The sequence below is a fragment of the Streptomyces sp. NPDC002734 genome (assembly GCF_040295685.1).
Classification (GTDB): domain Bacteria; phylum Actinomycetota; class Actinomycetes; order Streptomycetales; family Streptomycetaceae; genus Streptomyces.
On sequence record NZ_JBEOVU010000031.1, the window covers coordinates 78070 to 97654 of the forward strand.

Annotated in this window: 19 protein-coding genes and 1 pseudogene; 13 read left to right on the top strand and 7 right to left on the bottom strand. The window is 75.9% G+C overall.

Annotated elements, in window-relative coordinates:
- Window positions 1-58 precede the first annotated feature (58 nt).
- Window positions 59-1201: an alpha/beta hydrolase gene (locus tag ABT026_RS24760; RefSeq protein WP_351117345.1), complete on the top strand. Its 1143-nt coding sequence runs from the start codon at window positions 59-61 to the stop codon at window positions 1199-1201.
- Window positions 1198-2646: an acyltransferase family protein gene (locus ABT026_RS24765; protein ID WP_351117346.1), complete on the top strand. Its 1449-nt coding sequence runs from the start codon at window positions 1198-1200 to the stop codon at window positions 2644-2646. Before ABT026_RS24760 ends, ABT026_RS24765 begins: the two co-directional genes overlap by 4 nt.
- 61 nt (window positions 2647-2707) lie before the next feature.
- Here the strand turns inward: ABT026_RS24765 and ABT026_RS24770 are convergent, their stop codons facing one another.
- Window positions 2708-4168, bottom strand: coding sequence for an alpha/beta hydrolase domain-containing protein (locus ABT026_RS24770; protein ID WP_351117347.1), 1461 nt, complete (start codon window positions 4166-4168; stop codon window positions 2708-2710).
- Window positions 4169-4402: 234 nt separating this feature from the next.
- On the opposite strand from ABT026_RS24770, the pseudogene ABT026_RS24775 reads away from it, so the two are divergent.
- The 3 genes and pseudogenes from ABT026_RS24775 to ABT026_RS24785 form a co-directional block, all read left to right on the top strand.
- Window positions 4403-4714 (top strand): annotated as a pseudogene (locus ABT026_RS24775) (GNAT family N-acetyltransferase); the annotation flags it as partial.
- 90 nt (window positions 4715-4804) lie between these two features.
- Window positions 4805-5329 carry a tetratricopeptide repeat protein gene (locus ABT026_RS24780; RefSeq protein ID WP_351117367.1) on the top strand — a complete coding sequence of 175 codons (525 nt, stop codon included), beginning with the start codon at window positions 4805-4807 and terminating at the stop codon, window positions 5327-5329.
- 36 nt (window positions 5330-5365) lie between these two features.
- Window positions 5366-5740, top strand: a complete 375-nt coding sequence (locus ABT026_RS24785; RefSeq protein ID WP_351117348.1) for a VOC family protein — start codon at window positions 5366-5368, stop codon at window positions 5738-5740.
- 50 nt (window positions 5741-5790) lie between these two features.
- Here the strand turns inward: ABT026_RS24785 and ABT026_RS24790 are convergent, their stop codons facing one another.
- Window positions 5791-6012, bottom strand: a complete 222-nt coding sequence (locus tag ABT026_RS24790; protein WP_351117349.1) for a hypothetical protein — start codon at window positions 6010-6012, stop codon at window positions 5791-5793.
- A 269-nt stretch (window positions 6013-6281) separates the two neighbouring features.
- Between ABT026_RS24790 and ABT026_RS24795 the strand changes: the two genes are divergently transcribed.
- The gene (locus tag ABT026_RS24795) at window positions 6282-6905 is read left to right on the top strand and encodes a TetR/AcrR family transcriptional regulator (protein ID WP_351117350.1); all 624 of its coding nucleotides are present in this window, start codon (window positions 6282-6284) and stop codon (window positions 6903-6905) included.
- Here the strand turns inward: ABT026_RS24795 and ABT026_RS24800 are convergent.
- Genes ABT026_RS24800 through ABT026_RS24810 form a run of 3 tightly spaced genes read right to left on the bottom strand, consistent with a single transcriptional unit; the run spans window position 6891 to window position 9591 of the window.
- A complete protein-coding gene (locus tag ABT026_RS24800) occupies window positions 6891-7265 on the bottom strand; it encodes a VOC family protein (protein WP_351117351.1) in 375 nt (124 codons plus the stop codon). The two genes, ABT026_RS24795 and ABT026_RS24800, sit on opposite strands and share 15 nt — an antisense overlap.
- Window positions 7266-7273: 8 nt before the next feature.
- Complete coding sequence (locus ABT026_RS24805) at window positions 7274-8437, bottom strand: amidase (protein WP_351117352.1); 1164 nt, start codon at window positions 8435-8437, stop codon at window positions 7274-7276.
- Entirely contained in the window at window positions 8434-9591 is a 1158-nt protein-coding gene (locus tag ABT026_RS24810) for a M20 family metallopeptidase (RefSeq protein WP_351117353.1), read from the bottom strand. The genes ABT026_RS24805 and ABT026_RS24810 overlap by 4 nt, the downstream gene beginning before the upstream one ends.
- Window positions 9592-9685: 94 nt before the next feature.
- Here ABT026_RS24810 and ABT026_RS24815 point away from each other — a divergent pair, with 94 nt between their 5' ends.
- Together ABT026_RS24815 and ABT026_RS24820 are read left to right on the top strand one after the other, a co-directional pair.
- Window positions 9686-10204 carry a GNAT family N-acetyltransferase gene (locus tag ABT026_RS24815; protein WP_351117354.1) on the top strand — a complete coding sequence of 173 codons (519 nt, stop codon included), beginning with the start codon at window positions 9686-9688 and terminating at the stop codon, window positions 10202-10204.
- Window positions 10205-10262: 58 nt separating this feature from the next.
- The gene (locus ABT026_RS24820) at window positions 10263-11222 is read left to right on the top strand and encodes a TauD/TfdA dioxygenase family protein (protein ID WP_351117355.1); all 960 of its coding nucleotides are present in this window, start codon (window positions 10263-10265) and stop codon (window positions 11220-11222) included.
- A 94-nt stretch (window positions 11223-11316) separates the two neighbouring features.
- Here ABT026_RS24820 and ABT026_RS24825 read toward each other — a convergent pair whose 3' ends face one another.
- Both ABT026_RS24825 and ABT026_RS24830 read right to left on the bottom strand, forming a co-directional pair.
- Window positions 11317-11937, bottom strand: a complete 621-nt coding sequence (locus ABT026_RS24825) for an L-threonylcarbamoyladenylate synthase (protein ID WP_351117356.1) — start codon at window positions 11935-11937, stop codon at window positions 11317-11319.
- 49 nt (window positions 11938-11986) lie between these two features.
- Window positions 11987-13378: a hypothetical protein gene (locus ABT026_RS24830; protein WP_351117357.1), complete on the bottom strand. Its 1392-nt coding sequence runs from the start codon at window positions 13376-13378 to the stop codon at window positions 11987-11989.
- A 399-nt stretch (window positions 13379-13777) separates the two neighbouring features.
- On the opposite strand from ABT026_RS24830, the gene ABT026_RS24835 reads away from it, so the two are divergent.
- From ABT026_RS24835 to ABT026_RS24855, 5 genes are all read left to right on the top strand, one after another.
- The gene (locus ABT026_RS24835) at window positions 13778-15235 is read left to right on the top strand and encodes an MFS transporter (RefSeq protein ID WP_502968051.1); all 1458 of its coding nucleotides are present in this window, start codon (window positions 13778-13780) and stop codon (window positions 15233-15235) included.
- 230 nt (window positions 15236-15465) lie between these two features.
- On the top strand, window positions 15466-16233 hold the full coding sequence (locus tag ABT026_RS24840; protein ID WP_351117358.1) for a MerR family transcriptional regulator: 768 nt from the start codon (window positions 15466-15468) through the stop codon (window positions 16231-16233).
- Between the two features lie 75 nt (window positions 16234-16308).
- Complete coding sequence (locus ABT026_RS24845; RefSeq protein WP_351117359.1) at window positions 16309-17337, top strand: ATP-dependent DNA ligase; 1029 nt, start codon at window positions 16309-16311, stop codon at window positions 17335-17337.
- Window positions 17338-17411: 74 nt separating this feature from the next.
- On the top strand, window positions 17412-18347 hold the full coding sequence (gene hemC / locus ABT026_RS24850; RefSeq protein ID WP_351117360.1) for a hydroxymethylbilane synthase: 936 nt from the start codon (window positions 17412-17414) through the stop codon (window positions 18345-18347).
- A 276-nt stretch (window positions 18348-18623) separates the two neighbouring features.
- Window positions 18624-19448: a SigB/SigF/SigG family RNA polymerase sigma factor gene (locus ABT026_RS24855; protein WP_351117362.1), complete on the top strand. Its 825-nt coding sequence runs from the start codon at window positions 18624-18626 to the stop codon at window positions 19446-19448.
- Window positions 19449-19585 lie beyond the last annotated feature (137 nt).

The window sequence follows — 19585 nt, forward strand, 5'->3', positions numbered from 1 at the left end:
GCGTCTCCCTACCTTCCCTCCGTCGGCACGGCAGACGGACACACAGGGGAGACGGACCATGCGGCTGCGGGCGGGGATCTGGAAGAGGCGTGGCAGGCGGACCGTGGTCGCCGTCGCGCTCACGGCGTGCGTGGTGGCCGGCACCACGGGCCTGGCGGCCGGCGGCGAGCAGCGGGCGGTCACCGGCCCCGTCCCCGGCACGGGCGCCTGGCGCGCCGACCGCGGTCTCGGGCCGCTGCCCGACCCCGCCACCGCGTCGCCCGGCCGGGTGGCGGCGTTCTTCGCCCGGCTCGGACCGCAGCAGCGGCGCGCGCTGGTCCACCGGCACCCTCTGGTGGTGGGCAACCTCGACGGCGTGCCCGTCCCTCTGCGGTACGAGGCGAACGCGTTGGCGCTCACGGAGGAACGCGACCGGCAGCGGTCGCGCGCCCAGGACCCGGCGCTCACCGAGCCCGAGCGGGAGGCGGCGCGCGCCCGCGCCGACCGCTGTGCGGGGCTGCTCGGCGGCGGGACGGGCGGACGGCAGATCCTCGCCTTCGATCCGCGCGGGCGCGGCCAGGTGGCCGATGTCCACGGTGACCTGACCCGCGCGGATCACGTCGCGGTGGTGGTGCCCGGTTCCGACATCGACCTGGACACCTTCGACCGCGCCGGGGGCCGGTACGGCACGCCCACCGGCATGGCCCGCTCCCTGTACGCCGCCACCGGGGGCCGCACGGCCGTCGTCGCCTGGGCGGGGTACACCACGCCGGTCGGACTCGGCCCGGACGCCGCCACCGGCCGGCTCGCCGAGGCGGGCGCGCCGAGGCTGGTCCGCTTCGTGCGGGGTCTGGTGGCGGCGGGTGCGCCGAGGCCGGCGGTGTTCTGCCACAGCTACGGCTCGGTGGTGTGCGGACTGGCCGCGCGGGACCTGCCCGCCGCCGACATCGTCGTCGCGGGGTCGCCCGGCATGCGCGCGGAGGACGTCGGGGACCTGCGGACGTCGGCGCGGGTATGGGCCGCCAGGAGCGCGGACGACTGGATCGGCCGTGTCCCGCACGTCCAGGTGTTCGGCCTCGGGCACGGAGCCGACCCGGCCGCCGCGGCCTTCGGCGCACGGCTCGTGCCCGCCGAGCGGGCAGGCGGCCACAGCGGGTACTTCGCGCCCGGCACCGACTCGCTGCGCGTCTTCGCCCGGATCGCGCTGGGGGTGGCGGCATGACCACGCCCTCCACCGGCACGCCGACGGCCTCACCGACGGCCTCACCGACGCCGCCCACGGCATCCCCCGCACCGCTGCCGGGGCTCCCGTCCCCGGCGCACGCGTCCACGGCGCCCGCCTCCACGCTGCCGGTGCCGGCACCCGCGGCCGCACCCACACCCGCCCCCGCACCCGCGGCTCCGGTGTCCTCCGGCCGGGCGGGTCTGCGGCGGAGGTTCGCCCGGGCGGCCGCCGCCGTCGACGCCCGGACCCCCGCCGACCGGGACCGCGCCGTGGACGGTCTGCGCGCCCTCGCGTTGCTCGCCGTGCCGACCGGGCACTGGCTGCTCGGCGGCTTCACCCTGGACGCGGGCGGCGCGCTGCGCAACGCGAGCCCTCTCTCCTCGTTCGGCGCGTTCGCCCCGCTGAGCTGGGTGCTGCAGATGCTCGGCGTCTTCTTCCTGGTCGGCGGCTACGCCTCGGTCCTCTCGTACCGCAGGTCCCTGCGGCGCGGGAGGTCCGCGAACGCCTGGCTGCGCGGCCGTGTCGCGCGGCTGGGACGGCCGGTGCTCGGCGTGACGGCCGTGTGGGGAGCACTCGTCCCGGTCCTGTACGTGATCGGCGTGCCGGCCACGACGCTGCGCACCGGGTCCACCCTGGTGATCCAGCCCCTGTGGTTCGTCGGCGTGTACACCGTGATCACGGCCCTCACCCCGTACTGCGTCCGTGCCTCCCGGCGCCTGGGCGCCTGGGCCGCCGCGCCGCTCCTGGTCTCCGTCGCCGTGGTGGACCTCCTGCGTTACGGCCCGTACGCGGAGGCCGTGCCGTCCTGGCTGGGCGTGCTGAATATCCTGCCGGGCTGGATGTTCGCCTACCAACTGGGCGTCAGCTGGGGCGACCGAAGGCTCGGCAGGCGTGGCGCCCTCGTCCTGCTCGCCGCCGGCGCGGCCCTGTTCGCGCTCCTGCTGCTCGTCTTCGACTACCCGGCGTCCATGGTCGGCGTGCCCGGCGAGGACCGCACCAACTCGCACCCGCCGTCGCTGCTGGTGCTCGCGCTCGCGGCGGCGCAGAGCGGCGCGGCGATCCTGCTGCACGACCGCATCGGCCGCCGGCTGCGCAGGCCGGCGCTGTGGGCGCCGGTCGTCGTGGTCAACCTGTCGGCGATGACGATCCTCTGCTGGCACCAGACCGCGATGTTCTCGGCGGCCGCGCCGGCGTCGCTCGCGGCCCCCCTCCTGGGAACCGTCCCGGGCCTGACCTCGGCTCCCGACTCCCTGGCCTGGATCGCGGCACGGCTGCTGTGGCTGCCGGTCTTCGCGGTGCTCCTGGTGGTGCTGGCGCGCCGCACCCGGCGGTTCGAGGAGCCGTGGCGGACGGGCGGCCGGGCCGGGTGGCCGCTGTGGGCGGCCGGGGTGCTCTCGGCGGGGTTCGCGGTGTTCGCGTTCGGCCTCATCGGCACCGGGTGACCGGCGGGACCCCGTGGGCGGCGGCGAGCCTCGGGCCGCCGCCCACGGGGCGTTCGGGGTGTCAGCGGCCGACCTCGGAGCGGGCCGCCTGGCGGAGGTTGTCGCGGGCGTCACCGGGGAGGAGGTAGCCGGCGAGGACGTTGCGGGCGTCGGTGCGCGCCACCTGGGCGACGTAGCCGCCGTGGGTGGGGTGGAGTTCGTCCAGCTTCTCCTCGGTGAAGGGTTCGTGGCTGCCGAAGAGGAAGCAGAACGTCTCGCCCGCGTTGTCGCCGGTGTCCAGCGCGGTGGGCGCCTCGACCTGGGAGAGCCGGATGCCGCCGCGGGCCAGCCCCAGCTCGTCACGGGCCTTGGTGCCGTCCGCCGCGAACTGAAGCGGCGGGGCGGACGGCGGGAGCACGCCGCGCTCGGCCCAGCGGGTCAGGTGCCCGTACGCGGCGGCGATCACGTGGTGCAGCGGCACCCTGCTGAACGGGGGCCGCGCGCACCGGTACTCCGGGGCGGCGCCGAGGTCGCGGGTGAGCACGGGCCGCCGGTACTCCTGGCCGTTCCAGCCGGAGTGCGCGGTGCCCGCCACCTCCCAGCGGCGGAACCGGTCGTCGTCGGCCCGGCGCGCGGGGGTGCGCACGTCGGTCTCGGAGAGCACCTGGAGGACCGGCTCGGCGCCCTTGCGGGCCGGGGCGTTGCCGACCACGAAGGCGTAGGCGTCGAAGACGGGCGCGGTGCGCGGCAGCACGTGGTCGTAGTAGACGGTCATCCGCATCGCGGACTGCGAGGCGCCGACGCCGAGCACGGTCCGGGCCCGCAGCTTCCCGAGCGGGGCGGCGCCGCCCTGACGGCTCTTCAGCGTCCGGGCGGCCTGTGCGAACACGTCGTAGGACAGCTGGTCGGCGGTGAACCGCCCGCCGCCGGTGACGTCGAGGCTCCCGTAGCGGGCGGGACTCCAGCCGCGCAGCTGGTCCACGCCGACGCGCTGGGCGGAGACCCCGACCCAGGCGTAGCCCTCGCGCAGGATCTGATCAGGGCTCCACAGGGCGTCCAGGTCGTAGCCGGCGGTGACGTTCTGCCATTCGGTGAGGACCGTGCCGTTGAAGTCCCGCGGGTCGGCGGGGCGGCGGACGATCATCCGGGTCCGGTACGGGACGTCCTCGGCGAGGAGTTCGCCGGTGGCGCCGTAGGCGTCGGCCTCCCCGGCGATCTCGAACTCCTCCTCGACGTACCCGGCGGACGCGAGATCGGTGACGGTCGACATCCACGGGTAGGTGTCCTCGACCGCGGGCGCCTTGGGGTCTCCGGGCACGGTGCCGGGGAGGGCCCGCACGGTCGGCACGTCGGCCCGCACATCGGCCCGCCCGGCCGCGGTACGCGGTCCCCGCACGGACTCGGCCTCCGGACCCCGCACGGCCTCGCGCCCCTGCGCGTCGGCAGTCCCGGTTCCCTGCGCGGCCTGGGCGGGCACCCAGGCCAGCGTGGCGGCGGCCAGGGCGGCCAGCAGGGCCCGCGACGTTCTGCGCCATGCGCTCATCTGCGTCTGGCTCCTCTCCGGGGCGGGGCCGGACGCCCGCCCGTTTCCGCAGACAATGGCCGCGCCGCCCCGGGGACCACATCGGCCAAATCACCGGCGGCCCGCAATTCGGTGGGCGCGCCCCCGGATTCCGGCGAGAATCCGGGGGTGACGATCAGACCCGCGCGCCCCCAGGACCTGCCCGCGCTCCAGGACGTGGAGCGCGCCGCCGGACGCCTCTTCGCCGAGATCGGCATGACCTTCGTGGCGGACGACGAACCGCTCCCTCTCGACGTGCTCGACCGGTACCGGAAGGCCGGTCTCGCCTGGGTGGCCGTGGACGAGGCGGACGCGCCCGTCGCCTACCTCGTGGCCGAACCGGTCGACGGCGCCCTCCACGTCGAGCAGGTCACCGTCCACCCCCACCACGCCCGCCGCGGGCTCGGCCGCGCGCTCATCGAGCACCTGGAGCGGCACGCGGCGGCCGCGGGTGTTCCCGCGCTGACCCTCACCACCTACGCCGAGGTGCCGTGGAACGCCCCGTACTACGCCCGGCTCGGCTTCACGCCCTGCCCGGAGGAGGAGTGGGGACCGCGGTTGCGCGCGATCCGGGCCCAGGAGGCCGCGCGGGGGCTCGACCTCCGGCCCCGGGTGGCGATGCGCAGGACGGTGAGGACCCGCACGTTGCCGGCCGACGCCGCCGCCCGCCTCGCTCAGGCCGTGCGCCTGCGCGAGGGCGGCGAACCGGAGACGGCCCGGCGGTCGCTGCTCGCCCTCGGCGCGGAGTTCCCCGACGACGCCGCCGTCGCCTACCAGACGGCATGGGCCCACGACGTCCTGGGGCTGGAGGCGGAGGCCGTGCCCTTCTACGAACGGGCCGTGGCCCTCCCCGGTCTTCCCCCGGACGACCGGCGCGGCGCGCTCCTCGGGCTCGGCAGCACCTACCGGGTGCTGGGCCGTCACGCCGACGCCGTCCGGACCCTGCGGCGGGGAACCGAGGAGTTCCCCGAGGACGGCGCGCTGCGCGCCTTCCTCGCGATGGCCCTGTACAACACCGGCGGTCACCACGAGGCCATGACGCTCCTGCTCCGGCTCCTCGCCTCCACCAGCGAGGACCCCGGCGTGCGCGCCTACCGGCGGGCGATCGAGTTCTACGCCTGGGATCTCGACACCACGGTTTGAGCCTCGGCGCCTCTCCGGCCCTGCTTGGATGGGGCCATGACCGATCTCCCGGCCGCTCCCGCCCGCTTCAAGGACCTCTGTCTGGACGCCGTGGACCACCAGTCCCTCGCCGACTGGTGGTGCGCGGCACTCGGCTACGTGCGGCGCGGGTCGCCGGACGGCACGGAGCCCCCGGCCGACTGGCCGGTGCCCGTCGTCGACCCGGACGGCGCCGGCCCGCTGATCTGGTTCAACCAGGTGTCCGAGCCGAAGACGACGAAGAACCGCATGCACCTCGACGTGACCGGCGACCCGGAGCGCCTGCTGGCCCTGGGCGCCACCCTGCTGCGCCGCCCGGACGAGGACATCCACTGGCACATCCTCGCCGACCCGGAGGGCAACGAGTTCTGCGTGTTCGCTCCCACCGAGTGACCCCCTCCGGCGGGTGACCCCCTCGGCGGGCCATCACCCCCGGCGGGCGATCACCCGCGGCGGCCGAGCGCCCGCGCCCGCGCGTGGGCCCAGCCTGCGAGGAGCGCCCCCGCGAGGGTGACCGCCACGTAGACGGTGACCGCGGGGGCGAACCCGCCGGGGAGCGGGCCGAGCAGGCCCAGGTCGTCGTGATCCACCAGCGACCGCACCAGCCCCTGCCCGGCGACGACCAGAAGGATCATGCCGGCCACCTGCGTCACGTCGTACTTCACGCCCACTCCCTCGGAAACGGCATCGACCGCGTTACGGCCGTATCCATGGAACAGGGGAGGCCAGCAGGAGGAACAGTCCTTTCCTCACACATTCGACACCCCTGAGGGAGGCGCGCGTGCGTGACGAAAACCGGCGCTCCTGCCGTGTGTGCCGTGCCGCTGTGAAGCCGACGGGCCGTGGGCGGCCCCCGCTGTACTGCTCCCGCAGCTGCCAGGCCAGGGCCTACCGGCGTCGCAGGGCGGACGCGGCCGCACAGGCGGAGCCGCGCGTGCCGGAGAGCGAGGCCCGGACCGCCCGGCGGCAGCGCATCGCCGAGGCCGTGTGGCACATCGCGGCCGGTCAGGGCCTGGAGGCGGCGAGCATGCGCCGGATCGCCGACACGGCCCGGATGTCCCTCCGAGCGGTGCAGTACCCGTACGACTCGAAGCACGACCTGCTGGTCGACGCCTTGCGCAGGCTGCACGCGGAGAACGAACGGCGGGCCCGGCGGCGCATCCCGTCCGGTACGGACGACCCCCGGGCGATGCTGACTGCCGTGCTGGGCGAGTTCCTTCCGCTGGACGACCAACGCGCCCTGTCGCTCCGCGTGTTCAACGCCTATTACGCGCGCGCTCTCACCGACCCCGCGCTCGCGGCGGTCTTCCTGCCGGACGAGCACCCGCTGGAGGACCTGGTGGCCGCCCTGCTCGGGGCGGCGCACACCGCGGGTGCGGCGGCGCCCGGCCTGGACCCGGCCCGCGAGGCGGATCTGCTGGTGGCCGGCGCGACCGGTCTCGGCATGGACGTGCTGCACGGCCGGCGTGCCCTGGAGGACGCGCGGGCCGTGCTGGAGTACCACCTAAACAGGATCCTGGGACCCCGTCGGGAGGCGGGCGGGTCAGGACTCCCGTGAGGTGTCGATGACGCAGAAACGGTTGCCGTCCGGGTCCTCGAGCACCACGAAGTCCGGGTCCTGCGGGTAGAGGTCCCAGTCGGTGCGCCGTGCGCCGAGGGCGACCAGCCGTTCCACCTCGGCGGCCTGGTCCCGGGCGTCACCGGCGTAGAGGTCGAGGTGGACCCGGGGGTGCGGCTGGACGGGGACGTCGCTGCGCATCAGGGCCAGTTGGGCTCCGGTCGTGCCGTGGGCGGGGACCAGGACCGCCCAGGTCTTCTCCGGTTCCTCGCGCGGCTCGTAGCCCAGCGCCTGTGTCCAGAAGGCGACGGCCCGCTCCACGTCCTCGACGCCCAGTACCAGTGATCCGATTCTCAGCATGCCCTGCATTATTCACACGGGGCGACCGCGGTCCCCTCCATCGCCGCGGCGGCGGCCAGGAGGTCCGCCTCGCGGTCCGGGCGGGCCACCAACTGCAGCCCCACGGGCTCGCCGGTCGCCGTCAGCCCCGCCGGGATGCTGAGGGCGGGATGACCGGTGATGTTGAACGCCCAGGTCAGAGCGACGCTCATGACGTCGCCCGGGCCCTCGTGGCCGTGCGGCGGGTTCGGTGTCGTGGGGGTCGCCAGCAGGTCGTGACGGGTGAAGAGGGCGTCCACGGCACGGGCCAGCGCACGGCGCGGCGGCCCGGCCGTCCCCGGGTCGCCGCCACGCAGCGCGGTCCAGCACGGGGCGGGGTCGGGGAGGCGGACCTCGGCCTCGCGCACCCGGACCGCTCCGGCCGCAGCGAGCCGGGCGAGCGCCGCCCGGGCCGTTCGGGCCACCTCCGGGTCGGTGTCGGCGAGGCCCAGGCCGGGTGACCACAGGGCGGCCAACGGCCGCCGGGGGGCGCGCGGTTCGCCGTATGCCGCCGTGCCCGTCAGGACGTCCAGCACGGCGGCGGCGTCCGCCACGCGACGGGTGAGGGGGCCGGGGGTGTTGAGGCCCGCCCGGTCCCGGGCGGGCAGCCTGCCGTTGGTGGGCTTGAGCCCGACGACGGAACACCAGGCGGCGGGGATGCGGACGGATCCGGCGCCGTCGCTGCCGGTGGCCAGCGGCACCATGCCCCGGGCGACGGCCGCCGCGGACCCGGCGGAGGAGCCGCCGGGGCTGCGGCGCGGGTCGTGCGGGTTCAGGGTGGGCCCGTGGGGCGTGGCGCCCCAGGTCTGCCAGGCGGTGCCGGGGCCCGGGGTGGAGGTGGCACCGACCGGTACGCAGCCGGCGGCGAGCAGCCGGGCGGTCTGGAAGGCGGTGGGCCCCTCGGTGGCCTTCACCCCGATCGGCACGCCGGCCAGTGGCAGCGTCTCCCCTTCGCGCAGCCGCCGTTCGACCCCGGCGGCGGCCTCGGCGGCGCGGCGGGGCCAGAGCTCTCCGAACGCCCGGGTCCGCGGTTCCTCCTCCTCGATGCGGGCGAACGCGGCCGCCAGGACCTCGGCCGGGCGCAGGAGCCCGCCGCGCACCAGGGCGGCGACGCGCAGCGCCGGCCAGTGCGGATACTCCTCGGCGATGCTCATGCCGCGCCCAGCAGTCGCAGGACCGCCTGCCGGTACACGCGGTACACGCGCGGCAGTTCGGCGAGGTCGACGCATTCGTCGGTACCGTGCAGCCCGCGGTACGGGAGCCCGAACCCGGCGGTGGCGGGGATGCCCTCCCCCGCCAGCAGGTTGCCGATGTTGGAGGGTCCGGCCACCTTCGCCCGCACCGCGAGCCCTTCTCCGGCGGCGGCGTCGAGCAGGGCGGCGGCGGGTTGCCGGTCGCGTTCCAGCCGGTAGGCCGGCCAGGCGGCGACCGCGTCCACGGCGGTGCGCGTCGGCCCGGGGACGGCGGCGTCGAAGGCGGTGACGACGTCGCGGACCAGACGTTCGGCCTCGGCGGGGCCGAAGCCCGGTGTGGTGCGTACGTCGACGTTGATCGTGCAGCGGTCCGGGACCACCGAGAAGCCCTCCCCGCCGCCGATCGCGGTCACCGTCAGCCGGGGCGTCAACGGCCATTCCTCGCGCGGCAGTTCGGCCTCGTCGAGCATGGCCACCAGGCGGGCGGCCCGCGACACCGCGCCCACGGTCTCCCGCCGGGCCCCCGAGTGGCCGGCCGACGCGTGCACGGTGAGCACGCACCGCCACAGCCCCCGCCCGCCGACGACCACCTCGTCGAGCCCCGGGTAGCCGATCATCACGCCCGCCGGACGGACGGCGTCGGGGTCCGCGAGGTACGCGTGGGCGCCGCCGAAGCGGCCGGTGTGCTCGTCCACGTCGAGCAGCACGGCCAGGCCGCCGTGCGTCTCCCGCGCCCGTGGGGCGATCTCGGCGGCCAGGTGGCAGAACAGCGCCGCCGCCGTCTTGGAGTCCGCCGCTCCGCGTCCCCGCAGCATGCCGTCGACCACGTCCCCGGCGGCCGGCGGGAACGACCAGGCGCTCTCGTCGCCGAAGGGCGCGGTGTCCACGCAGGCGTCCAGCGTCCACCACCTGCCCGGCCGGCCGCCGGCGATCTCCACCAGCAGGCCCGCCGTGTTCCCGTCCGGGTCGCGCAGCCGGCGGTGGGGCAGCCCGCGCCGGGCCAGCCATCGCTCCAGTACGGACAGCACCGGCCCGTAGTCGTCGATCCCGCCCCTGCTCGGCGTGCGGACCAACTCGCCCGCCAGGGCCACCACGGAACCGTGGACGTCCTCCACGCCCTTCCCCCTTCCGATTACCCTTCGCCGGACAGCCGCACAGCACCGTACGCTGCCGGTCGACACCGGACAGCACGACGGAAGGCCGGAGCACATGACTCATCCCTGGCGGGTACGCCCGGAGGCGGAGACGGGCGCGGACGCCGCGGCGGTCCGCGCCGTCGACCTGGCGGCGTTCCCCACCGCCGAGGAGGCCGACCTGGTGGAGGCGCTGCGCGCCGACGCCGAGGCGTGGTTCGGCGATCTGGCGCTGGTGGCCGAGGACGAGCGGGGCACGGTCGTCGGCCACACGGTGCTGACCCGTTGTCACGTCGGCGCGTCCCCGGCGCTGGCACTGGCGCCGGTCGCGGTGCTGCCCGACCACCAGGGGCAGGGGGTGGGGGCGGTCCTGGTCCGGGCGGCGCTGGAGGCGGCCCGGAAGCGCGGCGAGCACCATGTGGTCGTGCTGGGGCACCCCTCGTACTACCCGCGCTTCGGTTTCTCCCGGGCCTCCGTCCACGGCATCCGGGTGAGCTTCGACGTCCCCGACGAGGCGCTGATGGCCCTCACCCTGGACCGGTCGGTGCCGCTGCCGGCCGGGACGGTCCGCTACGCCGCGCCGTTCGGCGTCTGATCCGGCGCGCCGGGAGGCCCTCTTGCGTCGCCTTTCCCGCAGCGCCGAGGCTGAGGGCATGGTGACGACACGTACGGCCACGGACCGACCGGTGGAGATCGCCCCGGTCGCCGGCCACATCGGCGCGGAGGTCCACGGGGTCGATCTGGCGGACGACCTGCCCCCAGCCACGGTCGCGGCGCTCCGCGCGGCGCTGCTGCGGCACAAGGTGCTGTTCTTCCGCGGGCAGCGCCTGGACCACGCCGCCCATGTGGCGCTGGCACGGCGCTTCGGCGAACCGGTGGTGCTGCCCCGCCGCGGGAGCGCCTCTCCGTCGGGTTTCCCCGAGGTGGAGACCACCGCCGACCGGCTGGAGCTGGGCGGCCGGTTCGGCATGGAGCACGAGGAGTGGCTGGACCGCCGCCGCCACAGCCTGCTGCGGGGCTGGCACTGCGACCACGGGGCCCGGGTCGACCCGCCGGCGGCGACGATCCTGCGGGCGGAGGAGGTGCCCCCGTACGGCGGCGACACCACCTGGTCGAACCTGGCCGCCGCCTACGCCGGTCTGTCCGCGCCGGTGCGGGCGTTCGTCGACGGGCTGCGCGCCGAGCACCGGCTGGGCGTGGGGTACCAGCCGCGTCCCGGCGAGGACGCGTACGTCCGGCATCTGCTCGACCGCCAGGTGGCCTCCGTGCACCCGCTGGTCCGCGTGCACCCGGAGTCCGGGGAACGGTCGCTGTTCGTCAACGGCTACTACCTGGAGCGGATTCAGGAGCTGTCGCGTGCGGAGGGCGCCCGGGTCCTGGAGATGCTGCTGGAGCAGGCGGTGCGCCCCGAGTACACGGTGCGGTTCCGCTGGGAGCCCGGCAGCGTGGCGTTCTGGGACAACCGCTCGACGATCCATCTGGCACCGAGCGACCACACCGTGGCGGGCGCCCCGCGGATCATGCACCGGGTGATGCTGGCCGGGGACGTCCCGGTGGGCGTCGACGGCCGGCCTTCCGAGGCGCTGACGGGCAGCGAACCCGGGGTGTGGTGAGCCGGGGCGCGCCTCGAGCGGGGTGAGCGGTGAGCGGGCCGCGAGGACGTGGTGGGCGGGCCGCCGGGACGGGGCCCGGTGGCCCGCCCGGCGGTCACTCGAACGGGGTGGGGTCGCCCGCGCCGCGCCGCACGATCTCGGGGACGCCCTCGGAGAAGTCGACGACCGTGGTCGGCGTCGTGCCGCACTCGCCGGAGTCGAGGACCACGTCGACCTGGTGGTCGAGCCGTTCCTTGATCTCCCAGCCCATGGTCATCGGCTCCTCGTCGCCGGGCAGCAGCAGGGTGCTGGAGAGCAGCGGCTCGTCCAGCTCCTCCAGCAGCGCCCGCACCACCGGGTGCTCGGGGATGCGCACGCCGACGGTGCGCTTCTTGGGGTGGGCCAGCTTCCGGGGCACCTCGCGGGTGGCCGGCAGGATGAAGGTGTACTGCCCCGGCGTCGCGGCCTTCACGGACCGGAACACGTCGTTGTCGATCTGCGCGTACTGACCGAGCTGGGCGAAGTCGCGGCAGACGAGGGTGAAGTGGTGCCGGTCGTCGAGCTGCCGGATCTCGCGGATGCGGTCGACGCCGTCCTTGCTGCCCGTCCGGCACCCGAGCGCGAAGCAGGAGTCGGTGGGGTAGACGATCAGCGCGTCGTCCCGGAGGGCCTGCGCCACCTGGGCGATGGTGCGCGGCTGGGGGTTGTCGGGGTGAACGTCGAAGTACTTGGCCATTCGACGAGCTTAGGGCCGGTCCCCCCGGGAGGGGGACCGGTTCTCCCCACTACGGGCGTTCGCGGCGTCCCTTCCCCGCGTCCTTCATCCTTTCCAGCGACCGGGTGAACTGGCGCAGCGAGAAGCCGGAGCCCTGCGGGGGCGTCCCGGGGTCGGGCTGCGCCGGGGTGTCCGCGCGGGGGGCGGGCAGCGCCGCGGGGCCGGCCGAGGCCCGGAGGGCGGCCAGGGCCTCGTGCGCCTGCTCGGCGGCCTCCCGGTAGAGGTCCCGGGAGCGGGTCATCGCGTCGAGGGCCTCCCGGTACATGACCACCAGCTGCTCGGCGTGCGCCAGCCGCTCCTGCAGGGTGACCAGGTGCCACTGCTCGCGCATCACCCGCACGCCCTCGGCGGCGCCCTCGGGGAGCGGCGCGGCCAGGGCCACGAAGTGGTGCAGCGTGTCGATCAGCGCGGTGGGCTCGGAGCCGTCCAGGAAGACCGTGCGCACGGTGAAGGCGTCGCGGTCGTACCCCGGACGGGCCGGCTCGCCGGGCAGGACGACCGCGCCGCCGCGCGGGACCTCGACGCCGTGGTCCTTGAGCGCCCAGTTGACGGCCCGGTACTGGTCCGGCGCCGCCCGGTGCTCGATCACCCGGTGCCGCAGTCCGGCCGGGAGCCTGCGCACCAGCGGGCGCAGACCGCGCTCGTCCGGGGTCATCGCCTCGTGCACGACCACATGGACGTTCCAGCCGTCCCGGGCGCAGTCCTTCAGGAGCTTGCGGAGTTCCTTGTCGTCGTCGGGCAGCCGGTTGATCTCCAGGGTGCTCAGGTCGGCGCCGCGCAGGCCGCCCACGTGGACCCGGTCCCAGGCGTCCGCCTCCTCGCGCGGCCAGAACATGTCCGCCGGGGAGGGCCAGCGCGGATCCCAGACGCTCTCCGCCTCGGCGACCAGCAGCCACTCGCGGCCCTCGGGGGCGCGCCCGAGGGCGTGCGCGAGACCCGCGGGGGCGAGCGTGAGGCCGGGGGCCGCGCCGGGCAGGAAGCCGCCCTCGGGGCCGACGGTCAGCCGGGCCCGGACGGTCACCCCGCCGGGCGCCCGCCACCGGGCCTCGAAGGACCGGACGCCGTGGTCGGCCACCGGCGCCGCGCCGTCGGCGTCCGCGGCGGGGTGGGTGGCGTGCGGCGCGGGGACGCCGCCCGGGGCGCCCGCGGGGACGGAGGAGGTGGAGGGAGCGGCGGCCGGGGGCGCGGAGGACGCCGCCGACGGGTGGGTCAGGTGGGGGATCTCCGCGGGGTCCAGCTCCAGGTGGGCGTCGACGACGCCGGCGTCCTGCATCCGGCGCAGATACAGGCGCACGGCTTCGTCGGCGAGCGGCCGGGTGCAGCGGCCGCGGGCGTACCAGACGGCCGCGGGGGCGGGGCCGCCGCTCGAGGGTGCGGGGTGGGAGGTGGAGGAGTCGCTCATGGGATGGGTGCGCGCAGACCTTCCGTGCTGTGCTGCGGTGCGGGGTGCCTCAGTATCGTCCCCCGCCTGGTCCGGGACCCCTCATCCGGGTCCCGGACCACCCTTGTGAGAAACGCCACCCGGCTGCGGATTCGCCTGCACGGCAGTGGAGTTGACCCGATCGAGGGGTGCGTGGACAGGTGTGCGGAAAGCACCGCGGGGTTCCGCGGGCCATCATGGCCGTCGCCGCTCCGTCAGGACGGTCTCCCCCTCCTCCCCCGTCCCGACGGCAAGGCGTACTTCCCCGTGTTCCTCTCCTCCTCCGCCGGCCGGTCCCTGACCGCCCGGCTCCACGCCGCGCGCGCCGCCCACCGCTCCGGTGGCGGCCGCGGCCCGTGGCGCTCGCTGCGGCACCGGTCCATGCGCTGGTGGTCGCTGGCCAACCTGGTCTCCAACGTCGGCACCTGGATGCAGCTGACCGCGCAGAACCTGCTGGTCCTGGAGCTCACCGGCTCGGCGGCGCTCACCGGCCTGTCGGTGTCCCTGCAGGCCGCCCCCGGGCTGCTGCTCGGCCTGGCCGGCGGCGCGGCGGTCGACGCCTGGCCCCGCAAGCTCACCGCCGCGGTCAGCCAGGCGCTGCTGGGAGCGGTCGCGGTCGTCACCGCCGTGCTCATCGCCTTCGACCAGCTGAACGTCGGCGTGCTGATGGCCCTCGCGGTGGTCACCGGCCTGATCGCCACGGTGGACGCGCCGGCCTGCGCGCTGCTGGGCAACGACCTGGTGCCGCCGCGGGACGTCCCCTCGGCGATCGCCGTCGGCTCGCTGGTGCACGGCGTGGGGCGGCTCGGCGGTGCGGCGGCCGCGGGTGTGCTGGTCAGCTGGTGGGGTCCGGGCGCGGCGTACGCGGTGAACGGCCTGTCCTTCCTGTTCGTCGCCGCGGTGATCCCGTTCCTGCGTCCCGCGCCGGGGGCGGTGCCGGTGGAGCCGGTCGCCCTGCGGGCCGCGCCCGGGAGGACCCCGGCCGAGGCCCCGGCCACGGAGCGGCGGCGGCGGCGGGGGACGGGGGCCCGCGACGGGCTGGTGTTCTTCTTCCGGCGGCCCCGGCTGGTGGCGCTGGCGGCGATCACCGCGATGAGCAGCGTCTTCGGCCGCAACTACACGCTGACCCTGGCCGTGCTGGTGACCGGGCCGCTGGCCGGCGGGGCCGCCGAGTTCGGCGCGGTCTCCACGGTGCTGGCGGTGGGCGGCGTCGTGGGCGCGGTGCTCGCGGGGCGTCTCACGAACCCGACGGTGCGGCTGGTCGGCACGATGGCGGCGGTCGGCGGGCTGCTGCAGGTCGCGGCGGGCCTCTCCCCCAGCCTGGCGGTCCTGATGGCGCTGATCGTGCCGATGGCCGTCGTGGAGTCGGTCTCCGACACGGCCGGCACGACCGTCCTTCAGACGGATCCCCCGCCGCGGATGCGGGGACGGGTCCTCGGTGTGTGGCGCAGCGTGAGCACCGGGTGGGGGCTGGTGGGCCCGCCGCTGCTCGGCCTGCTCATGGAGTGGGCCGGCGCGCGGGGTGCGCTGGTGATCGGCGGCGTCCTCATCGCCGCCACCGTCACCGCCGGCGCGGCCCTCCGCCACCGCCGCCCCACCCGGGCCGCGACCTCCCGGCCCGCCGCGCGCCCGGCGACCGCCGGGCCGGTTCCTGCCGCCTCGACCGCCGCCCCGGCCGCCACCTCGGCGGAGGTCACGTCCGCTCCCCGCACCGCCCCGGCGCCGCCCTTCCCGTCCGGACACACCGCGTTCCCGCTGATGCCGTCCCCTCGCGACGGCGTCCACGAGGCGCGGCCCGTACCCACCCGCTCCGCCCACCCGGCGGGAACCCGCCCCTGAACCGGTGCGGCAGCCCCGGCACCGCGCCCGCCGCCGACGTCTCAGCCCGCCTCGCCGGTCAGCCGGGCGGGGCGGGCTGAGGCGGGACTCCCCCGCCCTGCCCGGCCGGTTGCCGGGAACCCGCGGAAACGCGGCTTGCCGCTGCCGCAGCGTCAGCGCCTAGCGTCGTGTCCGTCGCCGCGACCTGCGGTGACACACGTGACGCGCGAACGAAGGGCGATGCCTCGGTCATGGACGAGGAGTGGTCGATCACCCGGCTGGCGAAGGCATCCGGGGTCACGGTGAGGACCCTGCGGCACTACGACGCCGTGGGCCTGCTGCCCGCGGACCGGCTCGGCGCGGGCGGCGTCCGGCACTACACCGCCGCCTCCGCCCTGCGGCTGCAGCGCATCCTGCTGCTCCGCGGCCTCGGCCTGGGCCTGTCGGAGATCGCCGCGGTCGTCGACGAGGAGAAGGACGCCGTCGAGGCGCTCCGCGCCCACCTGGGCGGACTGCTCGCCGAGCGCCGGCGGGTGGAGCGGCTGGTGGAGACGGTGACCGCGACCATCGCGCACCTGGAAGGGGAGAGGGACATGGCACTGGAAGACCTGTTCGACGGGATCGACCCGGCACGTCAGGCGGCCTACGAGGCCGAGCTGGTGGACCGGTACGGGGACGAGGCCCGGCAGCAGATCGCGGAGAGCCGGCGCCGCACGGCCGGCTGGGACCGCGCGCGGGCCGACGAGGCCGTCGCCGAGTACGAGGCCGTGGAGGACGCGGCGGTGGAGCTGATCGAGGCGGGGGCCGCCCCGGACGACCCGCGCGCCGTGGAGCTCATGGACCGGCAGTACCGGGCGGTGTGCGCCTTCTGGACGCCGAACCGCGCCTCGTTCACCGGCCTGGGCCGGATGTACGCGGACTCGCCGGAGTTCCGTGCCCGCTACGACGCCAAGCACCCCCGTCTGGCGGAGTTCCTGGCCACGGCCATGGCCGCCTACGCGGAGCAGCGGCTGGACTGAGCGCGGCCTGGGCCGGTCGGGGGAAGCGGGCCGCGCCGCCGCTTGACCGGCGGGCCGGTGGTGGAGAACTGTGCCGTGACGCTGCCACGGATCTCCCCCATGCTCGCGACCCCCGGCCGGCTGCCGCCCCCGGCGCAGGACGACCGGTGGGCCTACGAGACCAAGCAGGACGGCCAGCGCGCCGTGGTCTACGCCGAGGCGGACGGCACGCTCACCCTGCGGGCCCGCTCCGGCGAGGACATCACGGCCGCCTACCCCGAGCTGGCCCCGCTGGGGCGGGCCCTGGGCGGTACCCCTGCGGTCCTGGACGGCGAGATCCTGGTCCTCGACGACCGGGGCCGCGCCGACTTCCAGCTGCTCCAGTCCCGGATGGGCCTCGCCGGCTCCCCCGCCCTGGCGGCCCGCCGCGCCACGGCCGCCCCGGCCCACCTGGTGCTCTTCGACGCGATGCACCTGGACGGCCGCTCCCTGCTCCGGCTGCCGTACGCCCGCCGCCGCCGGGAGCTGGAGGGGCTCGGCCTGGCGGGCCCGTTCTGGTCCACGCCCGCCGCGGTCGTCGGCCACGGCGAGCAGGCCCTCGCCCTCACCCGTGAGCACGGCCTGGAAGGGCTGGTCTGCAAGCGGCTCGACTCGGTGTACGAGCCGGGGGTGCGCTCGCGCGCGTGGATCAAGATCCGGCACATGACCGGCGTCGACGTGCTGGTGGGCGGTTGGACGCCCGGGCGCGGGCGGCTCACCGGTCTGCCGGGAGCGGTGCTGATGGGCCAGCGCGACCCCGAGGGGCTGCTGCGGTACGTGGGCAGCGTCGGCACCGGCTGGAGCGAGGCGGAGCGCACCGACCTGGCCCGGCTGCTGGCCGCCGCGGCGACCGACGTCTGCCCGTTCACCCCGGCCCCGAAGGCGGCCGGGGCGCGCTGGGTGGTGCCGCGGCTGGTCGGCGAGGTCCGCTACAGCACCCGGACCCGGGCGGGTCTGCTGCGCCAGCCGTCCTGGCTTCGCCTGCGGCCGGACCTGGCTCCGGAGGAGTCGGCGGCACACCTCCCGCCCGGTGCGGCCGCCGCCTCGGGCGCGGACGCCGGCGAGGACGTCGACGAGGGAGGCTAGGGTCCCGCTCGACTCGTGCGCCGCAGTCGCGTCACAGGCTCCACGGAGCCCTTGTTGACGGCTATCGTGGCCGCATGTCGGCTCCCGAGATCGTCCGCATCGTCTCCCGCGACTCCCCGATGGCCCTCGCGCAGGTCGAGCGCGTTCGCGCCGAACTCGCCCTGCACCACCCCTCGACGCGCACCGAGGTCGTGCCGGTCAAGACCACCGGCGACAAGTGGATGGGCGAGCTGTCGCAGGTGGAGGGCAAGGGCGCGTTCACCAAGGAGGTGGACGCCGCCCTGCTGGCCGGCGAGGCCGATCTCGCGGTGCACTGCGTCAAGGACATCCCCGCCGACCGGCCGCTGCCCGCCGGCACCGTCTTCGCCGCCTTCCTGCGGCGGGACGACGTCCGCGACGCGCTGATCCACCCCGGCGGGCTGACCCTCGACGAGCTCCCCCCGGGCACCCGGATCGGGACGTCCTCGGTGCGCCGGGTGGCCCAGCTGGCCGCCTCGCACCCGCATCTGACCTGCGTGCCGATGCGCGGCAACGCCAACCGGCGGCTGGAGAAGCTGGCGGCCGGCGAGGCGGACGCGCTGCTGCTGGCCCTGTCCGGGCTGGAGCGCATCGGCCGGACCGACACGGTGAGCGAGGTGCTCTCCACCGAGACGATGATGCCGCCGATCGGCGCGGGCATCCTCGCCCTCCAGTGCCGTGAGGAGGACACGGGTCTGATCGAGGCGGTAGGCGCCCTCGGCGACCCGGACACCCACCGGGAGGCGACCGCGGAGCGGATGTTCCTGCACGTCCTTCAGGGGCACTGCAACAGCCCGATCGCCGGTGTCGCCCGGGTCGACCGCACCGGCGAGCTCTCGCTGCGCGCCTGCGTCTTCACCCCCGACGGCAAGACGCGGCTGAACGCCCACGAGTGGGCCGGCCCGCTGGACCCGGCGACGCTGGGCACCTCGGTGGCGGTCACCCTGCTCCGCCAGGGCGCCCGGGAACTGATCGACTCCATCGAGCACTGAGGCACCGAGGCCCGGGCCCGCCCTAGGGCCCCACGGGCCCCGCCTCCCCTCCCCCTCCCACTTCGCTCCCGGCGCCCGCCGATAACACTTTCGGGTTGTTTGCCCGATTTGTTTGGCTTCCTCCGTTCGAGGGAATTCCTCCACCAGTGCTTCGGACAGGAGGCACGGCCGCGGGAGTGGGCCCTGCACGCACGGCCCCCGGCGTTCCGGACCTGTCCGGGAGCGCCCCTCTCCCGTGGCGACCGCCCTGCCGGCCCAGCCGAGGGAGGTGCCCGTATGCCGGCCACCAGCACCACCACCCGCACCCGGACCACCCGGTCCCGCGGCCATCCGCACGACGACGCCCCGGACACCGCGGCGGCCTTCGCCCGCCTGGCGTCCCTCCCGGAAGGGCCCGAACACCGGGCCCTGCGCGACGACCTGGTCCGCGCCTGGCTCCCCATGGCCGAGCGGATCGCCGTCAACTTCCGCGGCCGCGGCGAGGCCCTGGAGGACCTCTACCAGGTGGCGGCACTCGGCCTGGTCAAGGCCGTCGACCACTACGACCCCGCGCGCGGCTGCGCCTTCGAGTCGTACGCGGTGCCCACCGTCACTGGTGAGATCAAACGCCACTTCCGCGACCACCTGTGGACCCTGCACGTGCCCCGGCGGGTCCAGGACCTGCGCAACCGGGTCAGGCGGGCGGCCAAGGAGCTGTCCCAGACCACGCAGGGCCGCTCGCCCACGATCGCCGAGATCGCCGAGTACACCGGGCTCACCGAGGACGAGGTGCGCACCGGCATGGAGGCCCTGGAGTGCTTCCACGCCCTGTCCCTGGAGGCGGAGCTGCCCGGCACCGAGGGGTACGCGCTGGAGGACGCGCTGGGGTCGGTCGAGACCGGTTACGACCTCGTGGTGGACCGGGTGGCGGTACGGCCCTGCCTGGAGGCCCTCTCCGAGCGGGACCGGGTCATCCTCTACCTCCGGTTCTTCCGCGGGATGACCCAGAGCCGGATCGCCCAGCAGCTCGGCATCTCGCAGATGCACGTGTCGCGGCTGCTCAGCGGCTGCTTCGACCGGCTGCGGGCGGAGCTGGACGTGACCGGGGAGGAAGGCTGGTGAGGACCGGCGCGCCCGCCCCGAGAGCCGTCCGCGGGGCCGGGGCCACGGCTCCGGCCCCCCCGGCGGCCGCCCCCGCCCCCGCGGCGCGCGCGGGGGGGGACGGGGGCCAGGCCCAAAGAACACCCCGCCCGAGGGAA

What these genes read in the sequence shown, in the direction of transcription:
- ABT026_RS24760 (WP_351117345.1), top strand. Translation starts at nt 59, where the DNA reads ATGCGGCTGCGGGCGGGGATCTGGAAGAGGCGTGGCAGGCGGACCGTG.
- ABT026_RS24765 (WP_351117346.1), top strand. Translation starts at nt 1,198, where the DNA reads ATGACCACGCCCTCCACCGGCACGCCGACGGCCTCACCGACGGCCTCA.
- ABT026_RS24770 (WP_351117347.1), bottom strand. Translation starts at nt 4,168, where the DNA reads ATGAGCGCATGGCGCAGAACGTCGCGGGCCCTGCTGGCCGCCCTGGCC.
- ABT026_RS24780 (WP_351117367.1), top strand. Translation starts at nt 4,805, where the DNA reads ATGCGCAGGACGGTGAGGACCCGCACGTTGCCGGCCGACGCCGCCGCC.
- ABT026_RS24785 (WP_351117348.1), top strand. Translation starts at nt 5,366, where the DNA reads ATGACCGATCTCCCGGCCGCTCCCGCCCGCTTCAAGGACCTCTGTCTG.
- ABT026_RS24800 (WP_351117351.1), bottom strand. Translation starts at nt 7,265, where the DNA reads ATGCTGAGAATCGGATCACTGGTACTGGGCGTCGAGGACGTGGAGCGG.
- ABT026_RS24805 (WP_351117352.1), bottom strand. Translation starts at nt 8,437, where the DNA reads ATGAGCATCGCCGAGGAGTATCCGCACTGGCCGGCGCTGCGCGTCGCC.
- ABT026_RS24815 (WP_351117354.1), top strand. Translation starts at nt 9,686, where the DNA reads ATGACTCATCCCTGGCGGGTACGCCCGGAGGCGGAGACGGGCGCGGAC.
- ABT026_RS24820 (WP_351117355.1), top strand. Translation starts at nt 10,263, where the DNA reads ATGGTGACGACACGTACGGCCACGGACCGACCGGTGGAGATCGCCCCG.
- ABT026_RS24825 (WP_351117356.1), bottom strand. Translation starts at nt 11,937, where the DNA reads ATGGCCAAGTACTTCGACGTTCACCCCGACAACCCCCAGCCGCGCACC.
- ABT026_RS24830 (WP_351117357.1), bottom strand. Translation starts at nt 13,378, where the DNA reads ATGAGCGACTCCTCCACCTCCCACCCCGCACCCTCGAGCGGCGGCCCC.
- ABT026_RS24835 (WP_502968051.1), top strand. Translation starts at nt 13,778, where the DNA reads ATGCGCTGGTGGTCGCTGGCCAACCTGGTCTCCAACGTCGGCACCTGG.
- ABT026_RS24840 (WP_351117358.1), top strand. Translation starts at nt 15,466, where the DNA reads ATGGACGAGGAGTGGTCGATCACCCGGCTGGCGAAGGCATCCGGGGTC.
- hemC (WP_351117360.1), top strand. Translation starts at nt 17,412, where the DNA reads ATGTCGGCTCCCGAGATCGTCCGCATCGTCTCCCGCGACTCCCCGATG.
- ABT026_RS24855 (WP_351117362.1), top strand. Translation starts at nt 18,624, where the DNA reads ATGCCGGCCACCAGCACCACCACCCGCACCCGGACCACCCGGTCCCGC.